A 23,130-nucleotide genomic window follows, 5' to 3' on the forward strand; every position below is an offset into this window, starting at 1 on the left:
ATCTAATTGTTCCGCAAATTCCGTGGCGAGCGAGTGGTTATCTGTAATTGCCTAGATAAAAGTTGATTTGTATTTGATGGTATGCGGTCGATGTTGGCTGCAAGGAACTGGTTGAATTTATGTCTCTGCATGTAAACTGCACTAACGCTTCTAGAGCTAGCTTTGCCGTTCACCCACTATGTATTGCATTGTGGATGGCCGTTGGCTTGATGTCGGTGACCGCTGTTGCAAAAAGTGCGGCTCTGGATGAATCGGTACAGTTTGACAGCCAGATTCTTGAAATTCTCGGTCAGAAGGTTGATCTGTCGCGTTTTGAACGTGCAGGTAGCGTGGAGCCGGGTACCTATAAGCTGCAGATATACGTCAACTCCAGTGATTCGGTCAGCCAAAACGTTGTTGTCAAGGACGGTGGCAAGGGTAATCCGCTGAAATACTGCTTCAAAGCGTCCCACGTGAAACAGTGGGGGGTGGATGTAAGTAAATTGCCAGACCAGGAAAAGGTACAGCAGATTCTCGCTAGCGACTGCGTAGAGCCTGCTGAGCTTATTCCTCACGCTACTTTTGAGATGGACATTGGATCACTCAGTGGGCGTTTGAGTATTCCGCAGATCTATGCGGGGAAGGTCCTGCGAAACTATATCGCACCAGAAGAATGGGATGGCGGAGTAAACGCTGGGTTTGTTAGCTACAACGCCAATGCCTATCGTACTCAGGCCGATAAGAACAGTAGCGAGTACAACGTCGGGCTTAATGCCGGCGTCAACGTAGGTGATTGGCGTTTTCGCCATAACGGCAACTATCGCAATACCGAGTATGGCTCGAAGTACCAAGCGATGAATAGCTATGCTCAGACTGATGTGACCTCGATGAAGTCGCAACTGACTGTGGGCGAATATTTTACGCCGAGTGGGAGTTTCGACAGCATTCCTTTCACCGGCGTGCAGATTGCCAGCGACGATAGCATGCTGCCAGACGCCGAGCGTGGGTTCGCTCCAGTAGTCCGTGGTACTGCCGAAACTAACGCGAAGGTGACCATTCGCCAAGGCAGCAACTTGGTCTATGAAACCACGGTTTCACCAGGTCCGTTCGCTATTGATGACCTTTACGCCACCAGCTATTCCGGTGACTTGGAGGTCACGGTGACGGAAGCCGATGGCCGTGAAAAGCGCTTTACTGTGCCATTTACGTCAGTGGTGCAGATGCTTCGCCCAGGCTCTTCGCGTATGAGTGTCACGGCTGGTCGCTATCGCGATGACAGTTTCAGTGAGCAGCCCCAGTTCATTCAGGGTACCTATCGTCGTGGCGTCAGCAATGACCTCAGTCTGTACGGTGGCGGCATATTGTCCCAGGACTATTCGGCTGTGTTGGGGGGAGTGGCGATCAGTACCCCCTATGGCGGATTTGCCTTTGATACAACGCTGTCCCGCGCTACCAATCTACCTGGTGTGCGGGCCGATGTCGCCGGAAATGCAGGTTATGAACAAAAGCGACTCAATTCGTTGGGTGAGCAAGCCAATGGGCAGAGCTACCGAATCAGCTACAGCAAGCTGGTGGAAGCGACCGATACCAACTTCGCTGTGGCTGCCTATCGCTTTTCCAGCGAAGACTATCTGGATTTTGCCGATTTCACTGCGCTGCAAAACCATAACAGCCAGGTGTTTCGTGAGCGCAATCGGGTTCAGCTCAACATGAGCCAGCCGCTGGGCGCTTATGGCGACCTTTATGTCAGTGGCCTTGCAAGCAGCTATTGGGATGACCGCAAGAATGACGCCACCTATCAGGTTGGCTACAGCAAGACATTCAATTGGGGAAGTGTGGGGGTCACTGCCAGCCGCAACCAGATGGACAGCGGCTACAGCGATCAGTACCTGCTGACGTTGAGCTTGCCTCTGGGCTCCGGTATTGGCGGTCCCCGCTTGAGCAATAGCCTAAGGGCCAACGACGCCGGTGATTATAGTGCTCGGACCGACCTCATTGGCTCATCAGGAGCGGAGCGAAACTTCAACTACGGTATCTACGCCAGTACGAGTTCGAACGACAATGGACGTTCGCAAGGCTATGGCGGTAACGCCCAGTACGAGACCTCGGTGGCTGCGCTAGGGGTTACCGCGAGCATTGGCGAGGACTACAAGCAGTATTCGGCGTCGGCGCGCGGTACCGCATTGGCCCATGCGAATGGCCTGGTGTTCAGTCCGTCCCAAGGCGAAACCATGGCTTTGATCGAGGCCGATGGCGCCGCAGGCGCCAAGGTCGGCCGCGATAGTGGCCAGGTCAATAGTAGTGGGTACGCGCTGAGCGCCGGCCTGAGTCCATACCGTAACAATGTGGTGAGCCTCGATCCTAAGGGCTTGTCGGATAGTGTGGAGTTGCAGAGTACTTCGGAAACTGTTGTTCCGCGCCGAGGCGCTGTCGTGAAGGTCAAGTACGAAACGGTGATCGGCAAGCCGCTGCTGCTGCAGATTCAGTCGCCGACCAATCAGGATATTCCCTTTGGTGCTGATGTGGTCAATGCCCAGGGCGATTCGGTGGCCATGGTGGGCCAGGGCGGTCTGGTGTTCCTGCGTGGTGAGCAGTCTGAACTGCGAGTCGTGTGGGGCAGTGAAGTCGGCGAAAGCTGCCTCTTGCTCTTCAATGTCCCGCAGGATGATAGCAGCGCCCCGTACCAGCAGGTGCCCGCCCAATGTCAGGGCGGTGCAGACGCCATGGCGGCGCGCTGATCTGCTGAAGGCAGAATATTAGCTATTCTGATAACGCGGTGCGGCAATAAATGCTGAGAATAGTGATATATGGGAATGAGTATAGGAGTGCCTACTAAGGTAGGGAGTTTCTGCCTGATTGAGCACTTGGACCAGTAGGGAGAACTCGTTATGTTAAAAGTAGGCGTCGCGCGAGTTGCCCTGGCGATTCTAATAGCTGTGCTCTCTCATCCGGGGCAGGCTCAGGCTGTCATCAATTTTTCGAAATCCAGGTTTATCTACCCCGCGTCGGAAGATAGCCTGACAATAGAACTGGCTAACGGTGGAGAAGAAGACTCACTGGTTCAGGCCTGGATCGATACGGGAGATGCAGCTGAGTCGCCTAACACTATCAAAGCGCCGTTTCTCATCACACCCCCCATGTTTGTCATGAAAGGCGGAGAAGAGAAGAGTGTTTCGCTGCGGTTTGTCGGCCCCCCTCTTCCGACAAATAGAGAGTCATTATTCTGGCTGAATGTGCTGGGCATACCCAAAGAAGCCAAGAAAACAGTAGGGGTAGAGACCGCTAGAGTTAAAGTCGCCTATCGTAACCGAGTGAAGGTTCTCTACCGGCCCGGTCACTTGAAGGGCACGTTGGAAGACGCTGTGAATGGATTGGTGTGGAGTCTTGAAAGTTCTTCTGAGAAATTCACTGTTCGCGCTAAAAATCCAGCTCCTTACTATATTACCGTGCCTCAGGTGATCTTGAAAGCAGGCGGCGAGGAGTACCCAAGTTCGGAAATAAAGGTAATTCCTCCATATGGTAGTGCTGATTTCGAGATGGTGGGGATTGCATCGTCATCCATGAAGGGTGGTGAAATTATTTGCCGCTGGATAGATGATCTTGGGATATATCATCAACAGCTGTTTAAGCTTAAATAGCAGGTTTATATGAAGCTCGAAGCAAGTAATCTACCGCTTCTCGCCGCCATTTTTATTGGCTCTTTGGCAGCCTTTACATTGCCCTCGGCCAAAGCCGTTGAGGATGATGGCGCCTGCTGGAGCGAGAATTCTAATACGTATACTCTGTCTCGCTCGGTTGGATTAGGGCAGAAGAGTATTTCTACGGAAAACTATAGCGGTAAAGGATTCACAGCGCAGTGCTATTGTTCGGCCGCTAAAGCTGCAACGGGTAAGCAGGTGTATTGGTTTCAGGCCGTCTCTGCCCTTCCGGTTGATAGTGATGGGTACCTGATCTTGAGTCCGGAACTCCGGGCGATCGTAAGAATGAAGGTTTACAATATACCCGACGCTCCTGTTCCTTTTATTCATGCCGGAACCACAGCTGAAAGCTGTACGGTGGGGACGAATAGCGTGTCATTTAGTGCGTCCGGGAATCTTGCATCGGTCTACTTGGAGAGCAGGGGAGGGGGCTTGTTGGGGCGTACTCGCTACAGCGGGCTTGTGGCTACTCTGTATGCAGCTTGGGGGACTAAGCCATATGCGAGTGGTAAGCCCTTTACCCAGGTCTATATGGATCTGGATATTCAAGCGGCTGCCAACTGTACATTCAATGCAGGGAGCAATTTAACACTGGAACTGGAATCCGTCAGGTCTGGCAGCTTGCGTGAAGGTGTGCCCCCGGTTGGTTATACTCCAAAATCCCTGGATTTATCGGTAAATTGTACGGGTATTCCGGAGGGGTATACGTCTAGCTTGAAGTATTTTTTTGATGGTCTTCGTGCCACTCCGCGTTTTGTTCAGTCCACATTGCCAAGTATTGGAGTTGGAATTCAGGACGAGAGCGGAAACCCTATTCTGCTCGGCGCCGAAAATGCAATCAATGTGCCGTACGCCAATAATGGAGCGAGTTTCAGACCCAGGTTTTTCCCTACCCTATTGCCAGGGAAGCCTATCCAGTATGGCGAGTACTCTGCCTCTGTTATTGTGACTGTCTCTACCCCCTGAGGTGGAGCTTTGCACCCCTCCGCAGTCAGAGAGAAATAGCGCTCATGGATAATGACGGATACCAGGTAAAGCCGCTCCTTTGAAAAACTCACAGATTTTTCGATTATTTGAAAAGAATGAGAGAAATCGCGAGTGGTGCGATTTATCCTAGATTCGAGTAATCGTAGGTGGGGGCGTTTGAGTGCCGAAAAGGAGTATTTCGATTTGTGCACGGCTAGCTTGCACCGGGCAGGCGTTCAGGCGGAATGACATAGGAGTCGTGGACTGCTCACTAGCGCAACTGCTGGGCAGAATGTGTCCCGTCACGTTCAGGCTGTCGGCATAAACTAAAATTGTGGAAAAGACAGCAAGACCTGACAGCGTTGCACGAATGATTCGTTGTGCAGGTTCGACGTTACGCATAGGCACCGGCGGCTTCTTTAGATATATCAAGAATTCGCAGAATTTTCTGCATTTCCTGTGAGCGGTCTCGGCGTAATCTCCGTTTTCTCAAGGAAAGACTGGGCATTTAAGACAGCGAAAGCTTCTAAACGTCGAAATCAGGCTGGCGCCTGTAGAGCCAAGCACTTGCGTGGCGCGAAACGAAGTGCTGCAACCGTACGTATTGATCAACGCCGCCTGATTATTGATACGCGAATGGTTTGCTAGGGTCTTCGCGACCAGATGTGACCGAAATTTTTTGCAAGGTTCCGGTTTTCTCGTTGCGCAAATGACATTGGCCATGTGGCGTTCCGCTGCGGGTGGGGCTCCGTAAGGTGATTGTTCCCGGACGGTGAGAAACCCACCTTCATGGCTTTCGCGGACAGGACCTATTTCTTTCAAAATGGCTGATTGCGTGGGTGTGTCTGTGGAGTTCCTGCGTGCACCGAAGACTCTTCTGCTGGAGTACGAGGGGGCTCGAATCTTAAATCGAGAGATATGTCTACGTTGCAAGGGTTACGTTGAACCAAGTGTGAAGGAACTCGGAGAGCGATCCTAAATTTTAAATATCAGACAGAGAGGCGCTGGCATTGCTGTTCTTTCCCTGTGATCAAAAAAATGGGCGCCTGGTGCGCCCATTTTTTATAGATCGATTTTCAGCGCATCATCCGATATTCACCATCAGCTCTTGCTGGGTCAGTAATTGTGTATCCAGGGAGGAGTGCTGATAGTTGGTATACACCGCGTTGCCGCTACCTGCATTCCCCGAGTTATCCCAGTTGATTGCGTCCAGGCTGCTGGATACTGCGTTGTTCAGCTCGTGGTTGTCGCCGTCTGCCGCTGAAATCTGCATGCCATCAGTGGTTTGGAACAGATCCTGCTCGCCCACTTCCAGTACATCAGCGATGGACAGGCTCAAGATGCCGCTATTGGCTGGCGAATGGAGATGAAGCTCCGCACTGCCGGCCCCTACGCCCGAATCAGTAAGGTCGGTCGTTTCATGCACAGTAATGACCGGCGCTTGCACCAATGAGGTGTTCACGTTGATGACGAATTCTGCGCTCTTGGCGACCATAGCCCAGCCATTCACCAACGAGGCGGTAATGCTATGTGAACCTTCGGTCAGGTCGCTCAAGGTATAACTCCAGTTTCCCGCAGCGTCGGCTTTGATTTGGCCCTTCATGACGTTGTCGACATATATCCAGAGCGTTCCATTGGGCGTGGCCTGGCCATGCAACGTCGGGGTGGTGTCGTCCACTGTCGCGCCGCTATTGAAATTGCCGACGATAGCGCCTGCATTGTCATAGCCATGCGTAATACTCACCCCCGAGGTATTTGTGCCCACGGTGATGGCCCACGGGATGCTTTTTTCGCTGGTATTGCCTATCGCGTCCAGGGCCTCGGCTACCAGATTGTGCTTGCCGTGGCTCAGGTCCGACTGCAGCGTGTAGCGCCAGAATCCCGACTCATCGGCCACGGTGCTACCCAGTAAGGTGGTGCCATCATATAGCTTCACCATTCGGCCTGGCTCAGCTGTTCCCATCAGTTCCGGACGTACGTCATCGGTAGAGGCGTTTTGCGCTAGAGGCCCTTTCACGGTGCCGGCATCATCCAGCACTGCGGTAATGACAGGGGGCTGGACAGACACCACCGACACATTGATGACAAACTCCTCGCTCTTGCCGACCGTGACCCAGTCTTTTACCAGTTCAGCCCGGATGGTATGCGGGCCATTATTCAAACCTGTCAGCATGTGGGTCCAGTTACCTGAAGCGTCGGCAATGCGAGAACCTACCTTCACATTGTCCACGTAGATATCCACCCAACCATTGGGCGTGGCTTGGCCATACAGCGTCGGAGTATTGTCATCCACCGTTGCGCCACTGGCGAAGTTACCATTGGTGGCACCCGCGCTGTCGTAGCCATGGGTGATGCTTACAGGAGCGGTAGTGACGGTGATGGTCCAAGCGTTGCTCTTGTTGCTGATATTGCCTACGGCATCCAGGGCTTCGGCTACAAGGCTGTGCTTGCCTTCGCTCAAAGTGGACTCGAGCGTGTAGCGCCAGAGTCCCGACTCATCAGCCATTGTGCTGCCCAGCAGGGTCCCGCCGTCGTAGATTTTCACCAGGTGACCCGGTTCTGCCTTCCCCGTCAGTTCCGGTCGAACGTCGTCGGTCGAGGCGTTCTGCTCCAGAGGGCCCTTTACGGCCCCCACATCATCCAGCACCGCGGTAATGATCGGCTCCGGCACCGACAGCACCGAAACCTTGATGACGAAGTCATCGCTCCGGCTGACCAGAACCGAGCCATTCATGAGATCGGCATTGATGGTGTGCGAGCCATTGCTCAGCCCATTCAGTTTGAAGCTCCAGTTCCCCGAGTGGTCGGCCGTGGTATCGCCCACCCAGACGCTGTCTACATAAATTCTCAGAGAAATATTGGGGGTAGCTTGGCCATAAATCGTCGGGCGGGTGTCGTCTATTGTTTCGCCGCTGGTGAAGTCACCAACGATGCCACCTGCGCTGTCGGAGCCGTGACTGATGCTCACGGGAGAGACAACGGTGATTGACCATGGACTGCTCAGGCCACTGATGATGCCGTTCGCGTCCTGGGCTTGTGCCACCAGATTGTGCGTCCCCAAACCCAGATCAAACTCGGGGGTGAAGCGCCAGACGCCCGATGCGTTGGCCACGGTGTTGCCCAGCAGCGTGGCGCCATTGTAGATATTTACCAAGTGGCCCGGTTCGGCGGCGCCCGTCAACTCCGGGCGCAGGTCATCCGTCCAGTCGTTCTGGTCCAGGTGGCCCTTGACGTGGCCCGCGTCATCCAGCACCGCGGTGATGATCGGTGCCGAAACGCCGATGTTGATGATGAAGTCCTCGCTGGTTGCGACCTTGGAAAAGCCATTCAGCAGCTCGGCTCGGATGGTGTGAGAGCCATTACTCAGCCCACTCAGTGTGATGGTCCAATTTCCCGACGCGTCGGCTGTGGCATAGCCCTTCGAGACGTTATCGACATAGATCCTCACGGTGCCTTTGGGCGTCGTCTGACCAAACAGTGCCGGAGTGGTGTCGTCGATTGTTGAGCCGCTGGTGAAGTCGCCAACCTTCGAGCCAGCGTTGTCATAGCCGTGTGTAATGGTAATGGTCGGTGTAATGCTTGCTGCGTGTGCAACACTCCCGGCATCCGGCTTTGTCAGTGATTGCTGCGAGAGGATGTTCTGGGTGTCATTGTCGGAGGTAAGGTTCGAAGAGTTTTCAGCGTTCATTTTTCAGTACTTAATAAAATTGAAAATACATGCGAATAGCACACTCGATGCTATCGACCCGGATTTTTGTCGATCCTTCTTGTCAGAAAGTAGCCGGGCGCGCGAACCCTAATGTGAAAATAGGGATCGCAACATGAAGCGACGACGATTGGCCTGCCTCTAATGAAAAGTGAGAAGTAAGTTTGCAGAGTAAGGTTTTGGCTTGATTTGGGTTTTTCTGGTGTAAGCAGCCAACGCTGGGAGGATTCCTACACTAGCTATGGAATTATCCAATAGGGTCGCACGTGCTAATTAACCAGAATTCCAGCAATTTAATTTGCTGGAGCCTCATCCATGAAAGATCAAATTCCCACTCCCCTGTTAGAACAGATTCGCCGCAATAAACTGGCCCATGTCATCAGTCTGCTACTGGCAGGCATGGTCAAATTACGAGTTGCCGAAGCTCAGGCATTGGATGTCACTCTGACCAACGCAGATGAAGAGAGCACTTCACCATCGGCGGCGGGCCTCGCTTTGGCGGCGCCTGACTTGCAGAGAGCGGGTGCCGCACTTCGCGCCATACCTGGCACGGTCATCATTGGTCAGACCATCGACACCAGCACTGCCTATGTGCCTGCCGTCACGGCTGTGCTGGGCGACAGCCTGGAAATCCTTTCCTCGACCGTAACGACTCGAGGCAACTCGGCAGTAGCCCTGTCTTCGCAGGGGGAGCTGACGGGTAACCTACTGACGCTACACACCCTCGGCTCCAGCGCGTATGGCGTGAAGGCCAGCGGTGGCGGTACTGCCATTCTCACCGATACGGAGATTACGACAGAGGGCAGTAATGCCTTTGGCCTACACGCGACTGGCAGTGGTTCGCTGATCAAGCTTGGCGGTGAGAGCTCTATCTCAACCTCCAAATTGGGTGCCTATGGCGCCCAGAGTGACAACGGGGGGCGAGTCGAGTTGGATGGCGTTGCAGTCACGACGAGTGCTGATTCAGGCGTCGGCGTTAAGGTCTACCAAGGTGGTTCGGTCCAACTGGTCGGCAGTAGCATCAGCACCCAGGGACGTGAGGCAAACGGCGCCCTGTTGATGGGGAAGAACGCTGCGAACTTGGCGTTTGCGGAGATCATTGGCAGCCGGCTGTCTACTCGCGGGACATCTGCCATCGGTGTGAACGTTAACGGTTACGCCAGCGCCACGGTAAAGGACAGCCAGATCGAAACGAATGGTCAGAATGCCAGCGGTATATGGCTGGCTGCTTCAACCCAGGCCGACGTCAGCGGCGTCAGCATCGAAACATCCGGCGACAACGCACTGGGTATCGCCAGCCGCGGCGGCACGGCCACATTGAGAAAGGTGGACATCACGACCCGCGGGTCCCAATCCCATGGCCTGTATAGCGAAGGTGCTGCATCCAGAGTTGATGCGACAGACATCAAGATTACGCTCGACAACCTTGCCGCCGGGGTATTCGCTGTCAGCAACGGCAAAGTCAGTCTGGATATGGGCAATGTGACGACGCACAGCGGCGGCATCGGCCTGTACGCTGCTACTGGCGGGGACTTGGTGGCGAATCATTTGACTGTGAATTCCGACGGCGCCGGTGCGCGCGCATTGGTGGTTTCCAACGCCGCCAAACTGACACTGAAGGATGTGCAAGCGGTTGCCGAAGGCGCCAACAGCTCTGCGTTACTGTCTGCTGCCAGCGCGGGTGCTCAAGTCAATCAGGTTGAGTTCAAAGAGGGCAATTTGAGCGCCATGCAGGGCAGCGCTATCGCAGTGCGCGGTGGGGCGCTTCAACTCAGCCTGGAAGATGCGTCCGTTAGCGGTCTGCGGCTTCTGGACGTCAACGAGAACGTAATCGGCGGCAATTCGATCGCCCACGCCGCCGTCGATGTTACGGCTTTGAACAGCACGCTCAGCGGCGATATCCATGTTGCGGGTGCCAGCACCGGAGATACGCAGCTATCTCTCGATCACTCGACCCTGACGGGGCAGGTCGACGGCCTCGACCACTTGAGTCTGCTTGAAGAGAGCCGCTGGAACGTGACCGCCGACTCCAGCCTGACTCATTTGAGCAACAACGGTACCGTAGCCTTCGAGGCGGACTCCGGGTTCAAGACATTGACCCTCGAAGGTGACCTGAGCGGTAACGGCAACTTCGTCATGAACACTGACCTGGCAGGGGAGCGGGGCGACCTGTTGCGCGTGCTCGGCAGTATTGAAGGCAACCACGGCATCTTCATTGCCGATTCAGGGCGTGAGCCGAATGCTGAAAACGGTCAACTGTTGATAGTCGATGGTAACGGCGGCGCCGGACGCTTTGCCTTGACCGGACGCCCTTACGTGGACGCCGGCGCATTCCGCTACCGTCTCGAGCAGCAAGGAAACGACTGGGTCTTGCGCAATACCGCATTGGTGCCGGTTGACCCTGTGGATCCGGTCGACCCGACTGACCCGATGACCCCGACCGATCCTGTGGTGCCGGTTGATCCGGTGACCCCGGTGGAGCCGGTCAGTCCCGTCAATCCTGGGAACCCCACTCAGCCGGGTATCGACCCTCGCCCGCAAACCCTTTCCGCAGGTGCCAACGCTGCGCTGGGCAACCTGGCTGCTACCAGCAACTTGTGGAGCGCACAGATGAACGCGCTGGTGAAGCGCCTGGGCGAGCTGCGCCTGGGCGAGGACAATGGTGGTGTCTGGTCACGCGGCATTGGCAAGTCTTTCGAAATCAGTAATGGGGATAGCCGTGATTTCGATCAGGACGTGCAGGGCCTGGAAATCGGCGCGGACACGGCGATCGTGATGGACGGGAGCAAGCTCTACGTCGGTGGCATGGTTGGTGGGGCCACGTCCAAACAGAACTACGGTGACGGCAGCAGTGGCGAGATCGACAGCCAGTTGCTCGGGGCCTATGCCACCTGGCTGGATGACAGCGGTTATTACGTCGATGCGGTGGCCAAGTACAACCGTATGCGCAACAAGGTGAAGACGCTGGCCAACACCGGTGAGCGGGTCAAAGGCTCGTATGACACGGATGGCTTCGGTGCCGACCTTGAAGTTGGCAGGCACATCAAGCTGCAGAATGGCTGGTTTGTCGAGCCGCAGGCCGAATTGACGTACACCCATACCGAGGGTGCCAGCTACACGACGAGCAACGGCCTCGAGGTTGACTCCAGCGATGCGGACTCCCTTCAGGGACGAGTCGGTACGCTGTTCGGCAAGAGTTTGAAGCTCGACAACGGTATGAACGCCCAGCCGTATGCCAAGCTGTCTTATGTGCACGAGTTCGAAGGGGACAGCACCGTCAAGGTGAACGGCTACAAGTTGGAGAACCGGATTAACGGCTCGCGCGTCGAGGTTGGGCTTGGTGGTGTGCTGCAGGTAAGCGACAAGGCCAAGGTGTCGTTGGACGCGGAGCACGCCAAAGGTGATGAAGTCGAAGAGCGATGGGCTATCAACCTCGGCATTCGTTATCTCTGGTAGTCGAGCCGCCCTGGGCCATTTCGGCGTGGGGGGCGTTGATTCAGCTGTCGAGCGACTCCACTCGGGGAGCATGCACTGACAGTGTGCCCTTTGGTTTCAGATGTCCTGGTCCGAGGTTCCAGCTTCATTTGCAAAACACCAAGCTCGCTTAAGCAGGCTTGGTGTTTTGCGTTAATCAGCGGAATGGCGGACAAACAAAAAAGGCCGGTGCGCATTGCACACCGGCCTTTTCGACTGCTCCCTTTTCACCGCCATCCCTGGCGGTTCCAAGGTTCTTGCTTGTTACACTCCGCACTCAGGTGGTGCGTTGATTTCACGTTGAAGTGAAACTGTTCCAATTCATCGTGAAAAATGACGACTGATTCCGTCAGTCCCAGCTCAGCGCGCCGCCGGTCTGGTACTCGATCACGCGAGTCTCGAAGAAGTTCTTTTCCTTCTTCAGGTCCATGATTTCGCTCATCCACGGGAACGGGTTGCTGGTGCCCGGGTATTCCTCTTTGAGGCCGATCTGGGTCAGGCGGCGGTTGGCGATGAACTTGAGGTAGTCCTCCATCATCGCCGCGTTCATGCCCAGTACGCCGCGCGGCATGGTGTCGCGTGCGTATTCGATCTCCAGCTGGGTGCCCTGGAGGATCATCTGGGTGGCCTCGTCCTTCATCTGGGCATCCCACAGGTGCGGGTTTTCGATCTTGATCTGGTTGATCACGTCGATGCCGAAGTTCAGGTGCATGGATTCGTCGCGCAGGATGTACTGGAACTGCTCGGCGGTGCCGGTCATCTTGTTGCGGCGGCCCATGGAGAGGATCTGGGTGAAGCCGCAGTAGAAGAAGATGCCTTCCAGGACGCAGTAGTAGGCGATCAGGTTGCGCAGGAACTGGCGGTCGGTTTCCGGGGTGCCGGTTTCGAACTTCGGATCGGAGATCGAGCGGGTGTACTTCAGGCCCCAGGAGGCTTTCTTCGCGACCGAAGGAATCTCGTGGTACATGTTGAAGATTTCGCCTTCATCCATGCCCAGCGACTCGATGCAGTACTGGTAGGCGTGGGTGTGGATCGCTTCCTCGAAGGCCTGGCGCAGGATGTACTGGCGGCACTCGGGGTTGGTGATCAGGCGGTACACGGCCAGCACCAGGTTGTTGGCAACCAGCGAGTCGGCGGTGGAGAAGAAGCCGAGGTTGCGCATGACGATGCGGCGCTCGTCTTCGGAGAGGCCGTCCTTGCTCTTCCACAGGGCAATGTCGGCGTTCATGTTCACTTCCTGGGGCATCCAGTGGTTGGCGCAACCATCCAGATACTTCTGCCAGGCCCAGTCGTACTTGAAGGGTACGAGCTGGTTGAGGTCCGCGCGGGCGTTGATCATCTGCTTGTCGCCGACTTGTACGCGGGCGGCGGAGCCTTCGAGATCGTCCAGGCCCTCCTGGATGTCCAGGGCGTCGAGGGCCTGCTTGGCGCGGGCGACGGCGTCGGAGTCGTCGGCGGATACGGCGCGTGCTTCTTCGACGGAGCCAGCGGCGTCGGCGTCGAGTTTGTCAGCGTTCTGCGCAGCGGCCTGGGCGACGGCCGGGGCGGCCTTGGCTTCGGTGGCGTCTTCTTTGTCGAATTCGTCCCAGCTCAGCATGGGCTTCCTCTCCTGGTTCTGTGGGCGGCTCTGTGGCGGCCTGATGTCTGATGGCGTGGTGTGCACGCTAAGAGCTTGTGCGTCTTCCGTTCGCGACGGAGGAGGCTGTTGTTCTGCGAGGGCAGGGGCCTGAAAGAGCCCCTTTCCCTAGCCCTGACTACGTGCCCCGCTCCGAAGGGAGAGGGGCTTTGAAGCTGCGGAGCTCTGGCGGTGCCTCGGAGCGAGGCCGCGCTAGGCGCCTGGTAGGTCGGAGCCCCTGAGCGTACGACTGTACGTGATGGGGGCCGATCTGCCGGGCAACGACGCGCGGACCGTTCCGAGGACCGCTTACTCCATTACTGGCAGGCTTCGCAGTCCGGGTTGTCGATGGAGCAGGCTTGCGGGACCGGAGCCGGCTGCGGCTCGGCCGCGGCGGCTTGCAGGCCTTCGTTGCCGCCGGCGGACACGGCGTTGAGCTTGCCGGTGTTGATGGTGGACTTCTCGGTGCTGGTGGCGGCCAGGGCACGGAGGTAGTAGGTGGTCTTCAGGCCACGGAACCACGCCATGCGGTAGGTCACGTCGAGCTTCTTGCCCGAGGCGCCGGCGATGTAGAGGTTCAGGGACTGGGCCTGATCGATCCACTTCTGGCGGCGGCTGGCGGCGTCGACGATCCACTTGGTCTCGACTTCGAAGGCGGTGGCGTACAGGTCTTTCAGGTCTTGCGGGATGCGCTCGATCTGCTGCACGGAGCCGTCGTAGTACTTCAGGTCGTTGACCATGACCGGGTCCCACAGGCCGCGGGCCTTGAGGTCGCGAACCAGGTAGGGGTTGATCACGGTGAATTCGCCCGAGAGGTTCGATTTCACGTACAGGTTCTGGTAGGTCGGCTCGATGGACTGCGATACGCCGGTGATGTTGGCGATGGTCGCGGTCGGCGCGATGGCCATGATGTTCGAGTTCCGGATGCCTTTCTGGACGCGGGCACGGACCGGCGCCCAGTCGAGGGATTCGGTCAGATCGACGTCGATGTACTTCTGGCCACGGGCTTCGATGAGGATCTGCTGCGAGTCCAGCGGCAGGATGCCCTTGGACCACAGGGAGCCGTCGAAGGTCTCGTAGGCGCCGCGCTCGTCTGCCAGGTCACAGGAAGCCTGGATGGCGAAGTAGCTCACCGCTTCCATGGACTTGTCGGCGAACTCGATGGCAGCGTCGGAGCCGTAGGCGATGTGCTGCAGGTACAGCGCGTCCTGGAAGCCCATGATGCCCAGGCCGACCGGACGGTGCTTGAGGTTCGAGTTGCGAGCCTGCGGGACCGAGTAGTAGTTGATGTCGATAACGTTATCGAGCATGCGAACGGCGGTCTTCACGGTCTTCTCGAGCTTGGCGGTGTCCAGCTTGCCGTCGACGATGTGGTTGACCAGGTTGATCGAGCCCAGGTTGCAGACGGCGATCTCGTCCTTGTTGGTGTTCAGGGTGATCTCGGTGCACAGGTTCGAGCTGTGGACCACGCCCACGTGCTGCTGCGGGCTGCGCAGGTTGCATGGGTCCTTGAAGGTCAGCCACGGATGGCCGGTCTCGAAGAGCATGGAGAGCATCTTGCGCCACAGGTCTTTGGCCTGGACGACCTTGAACACCTTGATCTTGTTGTACTCGGTCAGGGCTTCGTAATACTCGTAGCGCTCTTCGAAGGCCTTGCCGGTCAGATCGTGCAGGTCCGGTACTTCGGACGGGGAGAACAGGGTCCACTTGCCGTCGTCGAAGACGCGCTTCATGAACAGGTCCGGAATCCAGTTCGCGGTGTTCATGTCGTGGGTACGGCGACGGTCGTCACCGGTGTTCTTGCGCAGCTCGAGGAATTCCTCGATGTCCAGGTGCCAGGTTTCCAGGTAGGCGCAGACGGCGCCCTTGCGCTTGCCACCCTGGTTCACGGCGACGGCGGTGTCGTTCACCACTTTCAGGAACGGAACCACGCCCTGGGACTTGCCGTTGGTGCCCTTGATGTAGGAACCCAGCGCGCGCACCGGCGTCCAGTCGTTGCCCAGGCCGCCTGCGAATTTGGACAGCATGGCGTTGTCGTGGATGGCGTTGTAGATGCCCGACAGGTCGTCCGGAACCGTGGTCAGGTAGCAGCTCGAGAGCTGCGGGCGCAGGGTGCCGGCGTTGAACAGGGTCGGGGTCGACGACATGTAGTCGAACGAGGAGAGCAGGTTGTAGAACTCGATGGCGCGAGCTTCACGGTCCTTCTCTTCGATGGCCAGGCCCATGGCCACGCGCATGAAGAAGACCTGCGGCAGTTCGAAACGGATGCCGTCCTTGTGGATGAAGTAGCGGTCGTACAGGGTCTGCAGGCCGAGGTAGGTGAACTGCTGGTCGCGTTCGTGGTTGATCGCGGCGCCCAGTTTGACCAGGTCGTATTCCTTGAGCTTGCTGTCGATCAGCTCGAACTCGGAGCCTTTCTCGACGTAGGCGGCCAGGGCCTGCGCATAGAGGTCGGCCATTTCGTGGTGAGTGGCGCTCTCGGCGACGCCCAGGAAGCCCAGCGCTTCGGCGCGCAGGGTGTCCATCAGCAGGCGGGCGGTGACGTAGGAGTAGTTCGGCTCGCGCTCGACCAGGGTACGGGCAGTCATCACCAGGGCGGTGTTGACGTCCTTCTCGGCAACGCCGTCGTACAGGTTCTTCAGGGTCTCGCGCTCGATCAGGGCGCCATCGACTTCGGCCAGGCCTTCGCAGGCTTCGCGGATGATGGTCTGCAGGCGGCCCATGTCCAGCGGCTGGGTGCTGCCGTCGGCCTTGGTGATGCGGATGCTCGGGTGCGGCTGGGCGATGTCGCTGGCGGTGCCGGCGGTCTTGCGCTCGTTGGCACGGGCTTCGCGGTAGATCACGTAGTCGCGGGCGACTTTCTGCTCGCCGGCGCGCATCAGGGACAGTTCGACCTGATCCTGGATCTCTTCGATGTGGATGGTGCCACCGGAGGGCATGCGGCGCTTGAAGGTCGCGGTGACCTGTTCGGTCAGGCGGCGCACGGTCTCATGGATGCGCGACGAGGCGGCGGCAGTGCCGCCTTCCACGGCGAGGAACGCCTTGGTGATGGCTACGGTGATCTTGTCATCGGTGTAGGGAACTACGGTGCCGTTGCGCTTGATCACGCGCAGCTGGCCGGGCGCGGTGGCAGCCAGATCCTGTGCGGATTCGGCGGCCTGCGGCGCGTTGGCCTGCGGGTTCTCGCGAGTGGTGTCGATTTGCATGGGTGGTTGTCTCCACGTTCTCGTAATGGGTTTGTTGCCGGCGCCAGGGGCGCCATTCTCAAAAACAAAGAGCAAAAAAGAGCAGTCGCTCGCGATTGCAGCCGCAAGCTGGAATTCTTCTGGAACAGGGGGAATGACCCGAAGCGCCTCCCTGGCCCAACTCGGGTGCCGGCTTTACGGGCCGGGACCACAATACCTAGTGGTGTTGAACGTTACGTTGCAACACCCGTACCGCATTTCCATCGACATGAATCGCTCCTTGCGGGTGGGCCCGCGTGGCACATCAGTACGTCTGGAATACGTTGTGGTGGAACCGGAGGAGCCGTGGAACAGGCTCGGGATTTCGATTTTCTTCTTGTGTCCGGTTCGTGGTGGCAACCCCAAGATATAGGGGTATGCCGCAACGGGGATACAAGATAATGCGCTATGGGGGTGTTTGCAAGGCGGGAGGAAGGGGAAAAGCTGTGGATAAAATGTGCATGGAATGTGGGTGAAGCGGGGTAACTCGCGCTATCCCTGATGCTGTCTGCCTTTCACCGTTCGTCGTGGCTGGTGACAGATTTTTCACACGCATCAAGCGAGCTGCAGGGGCGGGAACAGTACCACAATATGTAGTGTTTCTGCCGCAGCAGGCCTTGACCTTTCAGCCAATGCCTGTTTTCGCCGTTGGCGTGCGGCAGCGCGGGCATTCTGGCTACAATGCCGGCCGCTTTTGCGGGCTCTCTATCGGTGGGCTTTCTATAGTAAGGAGCCCGCGCTCGCTCATGGCGCATCAGGAGGCAAGGTGGAACAAGAAGCGCGCATTCTTATCGTCGAGGACGACCAGCGACTGGCCGAGTTGACCCAGGATTACCTGGAGAGCAACGGCCTGGCGGTGTCCATCGAGTCCCATGGCGGCAAGGCGGTGGAGCGGGTGCTGGCGGAGCGGCCGGACCTGGTGGTACTCGACCTGATGCTGCCGGGGGAGGATGGACTGTCCATCTGCAAGCTCCTGCGCCCGGACTACGATAGGCCGATCCTGATGCTCACCGCGCGCACCGACGACATGGACCAGGTGCAGGGCCTGGAGATGGGCGCGGACGACTATGTCTGCAAGCCGGTGCGCCCCCGTGTGCTGCTGGCACGCATTCGCGCCCTGCTGCGCCGCAGTGAGCCGGCCGAAGCCGCTCCGGTAGCAGCGGGCAAGCGCCTGACCTTCGGCAAGCTGGTGATCGACAACGCCATGCGCGAGGCCTGGCTGGAGGAGCAGACCATCGAGCTGACCAGCGCCGAGTTCGACCTGCTCTGGCTGTTGGCGGCCAACGCCGGGCGGATCCTGTCCCGCGAGGAAATCTTCAACTCCCTGCGCGGCATCGAGTACGACGGCCAGGACCGCTCCATCGACGTGCGTATCTCGCGCATCCGCCCGAAGATTGGCGACGACCCGATGCACCCACGCCTGATCAAGACCGTGCGCAGCAAGGGCTACCTGTTCGTCGGGGAGCTCTGAGTCGTGAGCGCCGTGCCACCATTTCCCGAGCTGCACGGCGAGCGCTTCCACCTGCGCGCCTTCACCGATGCCGATCAGCCGGCGGTATTCCGCGCGCTGTCGCATCCCGAGGTGATCCGCTACTACGGTGTCTCGTACGCAACGCTGGAAGCCACCCGCGAACAGACGGAGTGGTTCGAGCGCATCCATAAGGAGGGCAGCGGCATCTGGTGGGCTATCTGCCGACCGAATGCCCGCGAAGAAATCGTCGGCGGCTGCGGCTTCAACAACTGGCAACAGGAACATCGACGTCTGGAGCTGGGCTACTGGCTGCTGCCCGAGCATTGGGGACAGGGCGTGATGGGCGAATGCCTGCCGCTGATCTTCCGCCACGCCTTTCGCGCAATGAACGTCCACCGAATCGAGGCCGAGGTGGAGCCGGAGAACCTCGCCAGCGGCCGCCTGTTGCTGCGCCAGGGGTTCACGCTGGAAGGCCGGCGCCGTGAGTGCGAGATGAAGAACGGCGCGTTCCTCAGCCTGGATTACTACGGGTTGCTCGCCCCGGCGGCAGAGTCACCCTGATGAAATCCATCTTCCTGCGCATCTATGGCGGCATGCTGCTGACCCTGGTGGCGGTCGCCGCGCTCGCGGTGTTGACGCTGCACCTGGTAAACGACGTACGCGGCGAACGCTATCGCGAGGACCTGGCCCGCGGCACCTTCCGCCTGATGGCGGATGAGTTGCTGCCCATGAGCGAGGTGGATCGCAAGCGTGCGCTGAGCCAATGGAGCCGCCTGCTGGGCATTCCGCTCAAGCTCACCAGCCTGGACGCCCTGGGCATGGAGGGGCGTGGCCGTGCGAGGCTGATGAACGACCAGGTGCTGGTGCAGGCTGGCGCGCCTCATGAAGTGAAGGTGATGACTCAGGTGAGCGCGGCGGAAGGGCTGATCCTCACCGGCGAGGTGGAGCAGGTCAGCGAACAGCTGGCGCGTGCCACCATCTACCTGCTGATGGACGAGCTCAAGCGCTACCCGGCCAGCGAGCAGCCCTATCACCTGGCGCGCATCGTCCGCGACAAGCGCTTCGGCTTCGAGGTGCACCTGCTGCGCCTGAAGGAGGTCGACCTGGACGACGACCAGAACCGCCGCGTCGAAGAGGGCGATACGGTGATGGCGCTGGGCAAGGGCGGTGACTCGATCCGCGTGCTTTCGGGCATCCTCGACACGCCGTGGGTGCTGGAGCTGGGGCCGATCTACCAGATGAACCCCTATCCGCCGCAACTGCTGACGATCATCGTGGTGGTGGCATTGACCCTGATCGGCCTGACCCTGTACCTGCTGATCAGCGGCCTGGAGCAGCGTCTGCGCAGTCTCGAATCCGCCGCCACGCGCATCGCCCGCGGCAGCCTGGACACCCGCGTGGAAGTGCGCGGCGCGGACTCGGTGGGGCGTCTCGCCGGCGCCTTCAACCACATGGCCGAGCAGTTGCACCTGCTGCTGACGGTGCAGCGCGAGCTGGTGCGCGCGGTGTCTCATGAGCTGCGCACTCCGGTGGCGCGGTTGCGCTTCGGGCTGGAGATGATCGAGTCCGCCGAGACCGAAGCGGCGCGGCGCAAGTACATGGAAGGCATGGACGGTGACATCCAGGATCTCGACCAGTTGGTGGATGAGATGCTCACCTACGCGCGGCTGGAGCAGGGCTCGCCGGCGCTGAGCTACCAGCGCATCGAACTGGGCGCGCTGGTCGAGCAGGTGGTCTCGGAAATCGCCCCGCTGCGCCGGGAAATCACCGTCACCTGCGAGCCGGGTTCGCTGGTGCCGTTCGACCAGGGCAGTTGGATCGAGGCCGAGCCGCGTTACCTGCATCGTGCCCTGCAGAACCTGATGACCAACGCACTGCGCTACGCCGAAGGGCGGGTGCGGGTGAGTTATCGGGTGAGCGTGGATCGCTGCCAGGTGGATGTGGAAGACGACGGCCCCGGTGTGCCGGAAGCGCAGTGGCATCGGCTGTTCCAGCCATTCTTCCGTGCTGACGACAGTCGTGCGCGAGTTACCGGTGGGCACGGTCTGGGGCTTTCCATCGTGCGGCGCATCATCCATTGGCACGGTGGCCGCGCGCAGATCGCGAAGAGCGACGTGCTGGGTGGCGCGTGCTTCACCTTGATGTGGCCACGCCGTCAGGCGCCCAAGGTCGACGACAGTATTTGACCTTGAAGTCAAAAATTGCAGAATGCTGCGGTGCCATCGCCGATTGATGGTCTTCGCCGCTGCGTTCCACTGCCGTTCCGTTCGATGAGATGTTCTGGCCGAAACTGATATCCCTTGCGGGGTATTGCATAGTCAGCAGTATCGTTATGTAATTTTTATTATAGCGATCGCATGCAGGTGCTTTCCATCCGCCGGGCCGACGCTCAAAACAACACCCACTGGAGCCTCACGATGAAACACCGCTTCGCACGTCTTTCCCTGCTGGTCGCTTCCTGCTTCGCTCTGCACTCGGCCCTGGCCGATGAAGTGCAGGTCGCCGTCGCCGCCAACTTCACCGCGCCGATCCAGGCAATCGCCAAGGACTTCGAGAAGGACACCGGCCACAAGCTGGTCGCCGCCTACGGCGCCACCGGCCAGTTCTACACCCAGATCAAGAACGGCGCGCCGTTCGAGGTTTTCCTCGCCGCCGACGACACCACGCCGAAGAAGCTCGAGGAAGAGAAGGAAATCGTCCCCGGTTCACGCTTCACTTATGCCGTGGGCACCCTGGCGCTGTGGTCGGCGAAAGACGGCTACGTCGATGACAAGGGCCTGGTCCTGAAGAAGAGCGAGTACAAGCACCTGTCCATCGCCAACCCGAAAGCGGCGCCCTACGGCCTGGCCGCCACCCAGGTGATCGACAAGCTCGGTCTGAAGGACCAGGTTGCCGGCAAGATCGTCGAAGGCCAGAACATCACCCAGGCCTTCCAGTTCGTCTCCACCGGCAACGCGGAGCTGGGCTTCGTGGCGTTGTCGCAGATCTACAAGGATGGCAAGGTGACCAGCGGTTCCGCCTGGATCGTTCCGGCTGACCTGCACGACCCGATCCGCCAGGACGCCGTGATCCTCAACAAGGGCAAGGACAGTGCCGCTGCCAAGGCGCTGGTCGAGTACCTGAAAGGGCCGAAGGCCGCCGCGGTGATCAAGTCCTACGGTTACGAACTCTGAGCCTTTAAGGAATAGCGATGCCCCTCACGCAGGAGGATTTCCTGGCCATCCGGCTCACCATCGAGTTGGCTGCGCTGAGCACCCTGATCCTCCTGCTGATCGGCACGCCGATCGCCTGGTGGCTGTCGCGCACCCGCTCCTGGCTGAAAGGTCCGCTGGGCGCGGTCGTCGCGCTGCCGCTGGTATTGCCGCCCACGGTGATCGGCTTTTATCTGCTGATCACCATGGGCCCCCACGGCTTCATCGGCCAGGCAACCGAGAGCATGGGCCTGGGACGCTTGCCGTTCACCTTTGCCGGACTGGTCGTGGGGTCGGTGTTCTACTCGCTGCCCTTCGTGGTGCAGCCGCTGCAGAACGCCTTCGAGGCGATCGGCAACAAGCCATTGGAGGCCGCCGCGACGTTGCGCGCGAGCCCCCTGGATACCTTCTTTTCCGTAGTCCTGCCGCTGGCGCGGCCGGGCTTCATCACCGCCAGCATCCTGGGGTTCGCCCACACCGTCGGCGAGTTCGGCGTGGTGCTGATGATCGGTGGCAACATCCCGGGCAAGACCCGCGTGGTGTCGGTACAGATCTTCGATCACGTCGAGGCCATGGAGTACGCCCAGGCGCACTGGCTCGCCGGCGGCATGGTGATCTTCTCCTTCTTTGTCCTGCTGGTGCTCTACGCGAGCCGCCGCAGCCGTTCTGCCTGGGCCTGAGGTGGGCATGTCGCAAGCGCTTTCCGCACCTGCCATCTCGGTCCGTTTCCAGATCGCCTATTCGGGCTTCAGCCTGGATGTCGACCTGCAGTTGCCGGGCAGGGGCGTGACGGCGTTGTTCGGCCATTCCGGGTCGGGCAAGACCACCTGCCTGCGTTGCGTGGCGGGTCTTGAGCGGGCACCGCTCGGCCGACTGGTGATCAACGGCGAGGTCTGGCAGGACAGCGACAGCGGCGTGTTCCTGCCGCCGCACCAGCGCCCGCTGGGCTACGTGTTCCAGGATGCCAACCTGTTCGAGCATCTGTCGGTGAAGCGCAACCTCACCTATGGCATGAAGCGCGTGCCGCGCGACCAGCACCGCGTGGAACTGGAACAAGCCACCGAACTGCTGGGCATCGGTCATCTGCTCGAACGCATGCCAGGGCACCTGTCCGGCGGCGAGCGCCAGCGTGTCGGCATGGCCCGCGCGCTGCTGACCAGCCCGCGCCTGCTCCTGATGGATGAGCCGCTGGCAGCGCTGGACCTCAAGCGCAAGGCGGAAATCCTGCCGTATCTGGAACGTCTGCACGACGAGTTGGATATCCCGATTCTCTACGTCAGCCACTCGCCGGACGAAGTGGCGCGGCTTGCCGATCACCTGGTGCTGCTCGATCAGGGGCGCTCCATTGCCAGCGGTCCGGTGATGGAAACCCTGGCGCGCACCGACCTGCCGATCTCCCACCTGGAAGACGCCGGCGTGGTGATCGACGGCCAGGTACTGGGGCACAACGCCGACTATGGCCTGCTGACCCTGGCGCTGCCGCATTGCGAGCAGCGCATCCGCCTGGCTCACGCGCCGATGGACAAGGGCAGGGCGCTGCGCATCAAGGTGCAGGCACGGGACGTCAGTCTGAGTCTGGAGCCGGCGGCCCACAGCAGCATCCTCAATGTGCTGACGGCGACCGTCGTCGAGATCGTGCCGACAGACAACCCGGCACACCAGTTGGTGAAGCTGGACGTGGCCGGCACGCCGCTGCTGGCCCGGATCACCCGCTACTCCCACGACCAGCTCGGCCTGCATACCGGCCAGGCGGTGTGGGCGCAGATAAAGTCGGTGGCGTTGCTGGCCTGAGTGGCTCCTGCAGGA

13 protein-coding genes are annotated in these 23,130 nt (G+C 59.1%); 10 read left to right on the plus strand and 3 right to left on the minus strand.

The features are described 5' to 3' along the window. The first annotated feature begins 119 nt into the window (after positions 1-119). The 3 genes from AC1ZV1_RS09770 (at position 120) to AC1ZV1_RS09780 (ending at position 4,643) form a co-directional block, all read left to right on the plus strand. Positions 120-2,717, plus strand: coding sequence for a fimbria/pilus outer membrane usher protein (locus AC1ZV1_RS09770; RefSeq protein ID WP_484296532.1), 2,598 nt, complete (start codon positions 120-122; stop codon positions 2,715-2,717). Between the two features lie 150 nt (positions 2,718-2,867). Then, entirely contained in the window at positions 2,868-3,617 is a 750-nt protein-coding gene (locus AC1ZV1_RS09775; RefSeq protein ID WP_484296533.1) for a fimbrial biogenesis chaperone, read from the plus strand. Between the two features lie 9 nt (positions 3,618-3,626). Further along, positions 3,627-4,643, plus strand: coding sequence for a hypothetical protein (locus AC1ZV1_RS09780; RefSeq protein ID WP_484296534.1), 1,017 nt, complete (start codon positions 3,627-3,629; stop codon positions 4,641-4,643). 1,084 nt (positions 4,644-5,727) lie between these two features. Here AC1ZV1_RS09780 and AC1ZV1_RS09785 read toward each other — a convergent pair. Beyond that, a complete protein-coding gene (locus AC1ZV1_RS09785) occupies positions 5,728-8,331 on the minus strand; it encodes an Ig-like domain-containing protein (RefSeq protein ID WP_484296535.1) in 2,604 nt (867 codons plus the stop codon). 333 nt (positions 8,332-8,664) lie between these two features. Here AC1ZV1_RS09785 and AC1ZV1_RS09790 point away from each other — a divergent pair, with 333 nt between their 5' ends. Continuing rightward, the gene (locus AC1ZV1_RS09790) at positions 8,665-11,805 is read left to right on the plus strand and encodes an autotransporter outer membrane beta-barrel domain-containing protein (RefSeq protein ID WP_484296536.1); all 3,141 of its coding nucleotides are present in this window, start codon (positions 8,665-8,667) and stop codon (positions 11,803-11,805) included. 367 nt (positions 11,806-12,172) lie between these two features. Here AC1ZV1_RS09790 and AC1ZV1_RS09795 read toward each other — a convergent pair whose 3' ends face one another. After that, positions 12,173-13,420, minus strand: coding sequence for a ribonucleotide-diphosphate reductase subunit beta (locus AC1ZV1_RS09795; RefSeq protein ID WP_081518061.1), 1,248 nt, complete (start codon positions 13,418-13,420; stop codon positions 12,173-12,175). A 335-nt stretch (positions 13,421-13,755) separates the two neighbouring features. After that, positions 13,756-16,644 carry a ribonucleoside-diphosphate reductase subunit alpha gene (locus AC1ZV1_RS09800; protein ID WP_484296537.1) on the minus strand — a complete coding sequence of 963 codons (2,889 nt, stop codon included), beginning with the start codon at positions 16,642-16,644 and terminating at the stop codon, positions 13,756-13,758. 784 nt (positions 16,645-17,428) lie between these two features. On the opposite strand from AC1ZV1_RS09800, the gene AC1ZV1_RS09805 reads away from it, so the two are divergent. From AC1ZV1_RS09805 to modC, 6 genes are all read left to right on the plus strand, one after another. Continuing rightward, entirely contained in the window at positions 17,429-18,133 is a 705-nt protein-coding gene (locus tag AC1ZV1_RS09805) for a response regulator (RefSeq protein WP_484296538.1), read from the plus strand. Between the two features lie 3 nt (positions 18,134-18,136). Further along, positions 18,137-18,694 carry a GNAT family N-acetyltransferase gene (locus AC1ZV1_RS09810; RefSeq protein WP_484296539.1) on the plus strand — a complete coding sequence of 186 codons (558 nt, stop codon included), beginning with the start codon at positions 18,137-18,139 and terminating at the stop codon, positions 18,692-18,694. Continuing rightward, positions 18,694-20,319: an ATP-binding protein gene (locus tag AC1ZV1_RS09815; protein ID WP_484296540.1), complete on the plus strand. Its 1,626-nt coding sequence runs from the start codon at positions 18,694-18,696 to the stop codon at positions 20,317-20,319. Before AC1ZV1_RS09810 ends, AC1ZV1_RS09815 begins: the two co-directional genes overlap by 1 nt. 231 nt (positions 20,320-20,550) lie before the next feature. Beyond that, positions 20,551-21,306: a molybdate ABC transporter substrate-binding protein gene (gene modA, locus AC1ZV1_RS09820; protein ID WP_484296541.1), complete on the plus strand. Its 756-nt coding sequence runs from the start codon at positions 20,551-20,553 to the stop codon at positions 21,304-21,306. A gap of 11 nt (positions 21,307-21,317) precedes the next feature. Beyond that, positions 21,318-22,004, plus strand: coding sequence for a molybdate ABC transporter permease subunit (gene modB, locus AC1ZV1_RS09825; protein WP_484297535.1), 687 nt, complete (start codon positions 21,318-21,320; stop codon positions 22,002-22,004). Between the two features lie 7 nt (positions 22,005-22,011). After that, complete coding sequence (gene modC / locus AC1ZV1_RS09830; protein ID WP_484296542.1) at positions 22,012-23,115, plus strand: molybdenum ABC transporter ATP-binding protein; 1,104 nt, start codon at positions 22,012-22,014, stop codon at positions 23,113-23,115. The last annotated feature ends 15 nt before the right edge of the window (positions 23,116-23,130 follow it).

This window comes from Pseudomonas sp. BB438, from assembly GCF_057180225.1.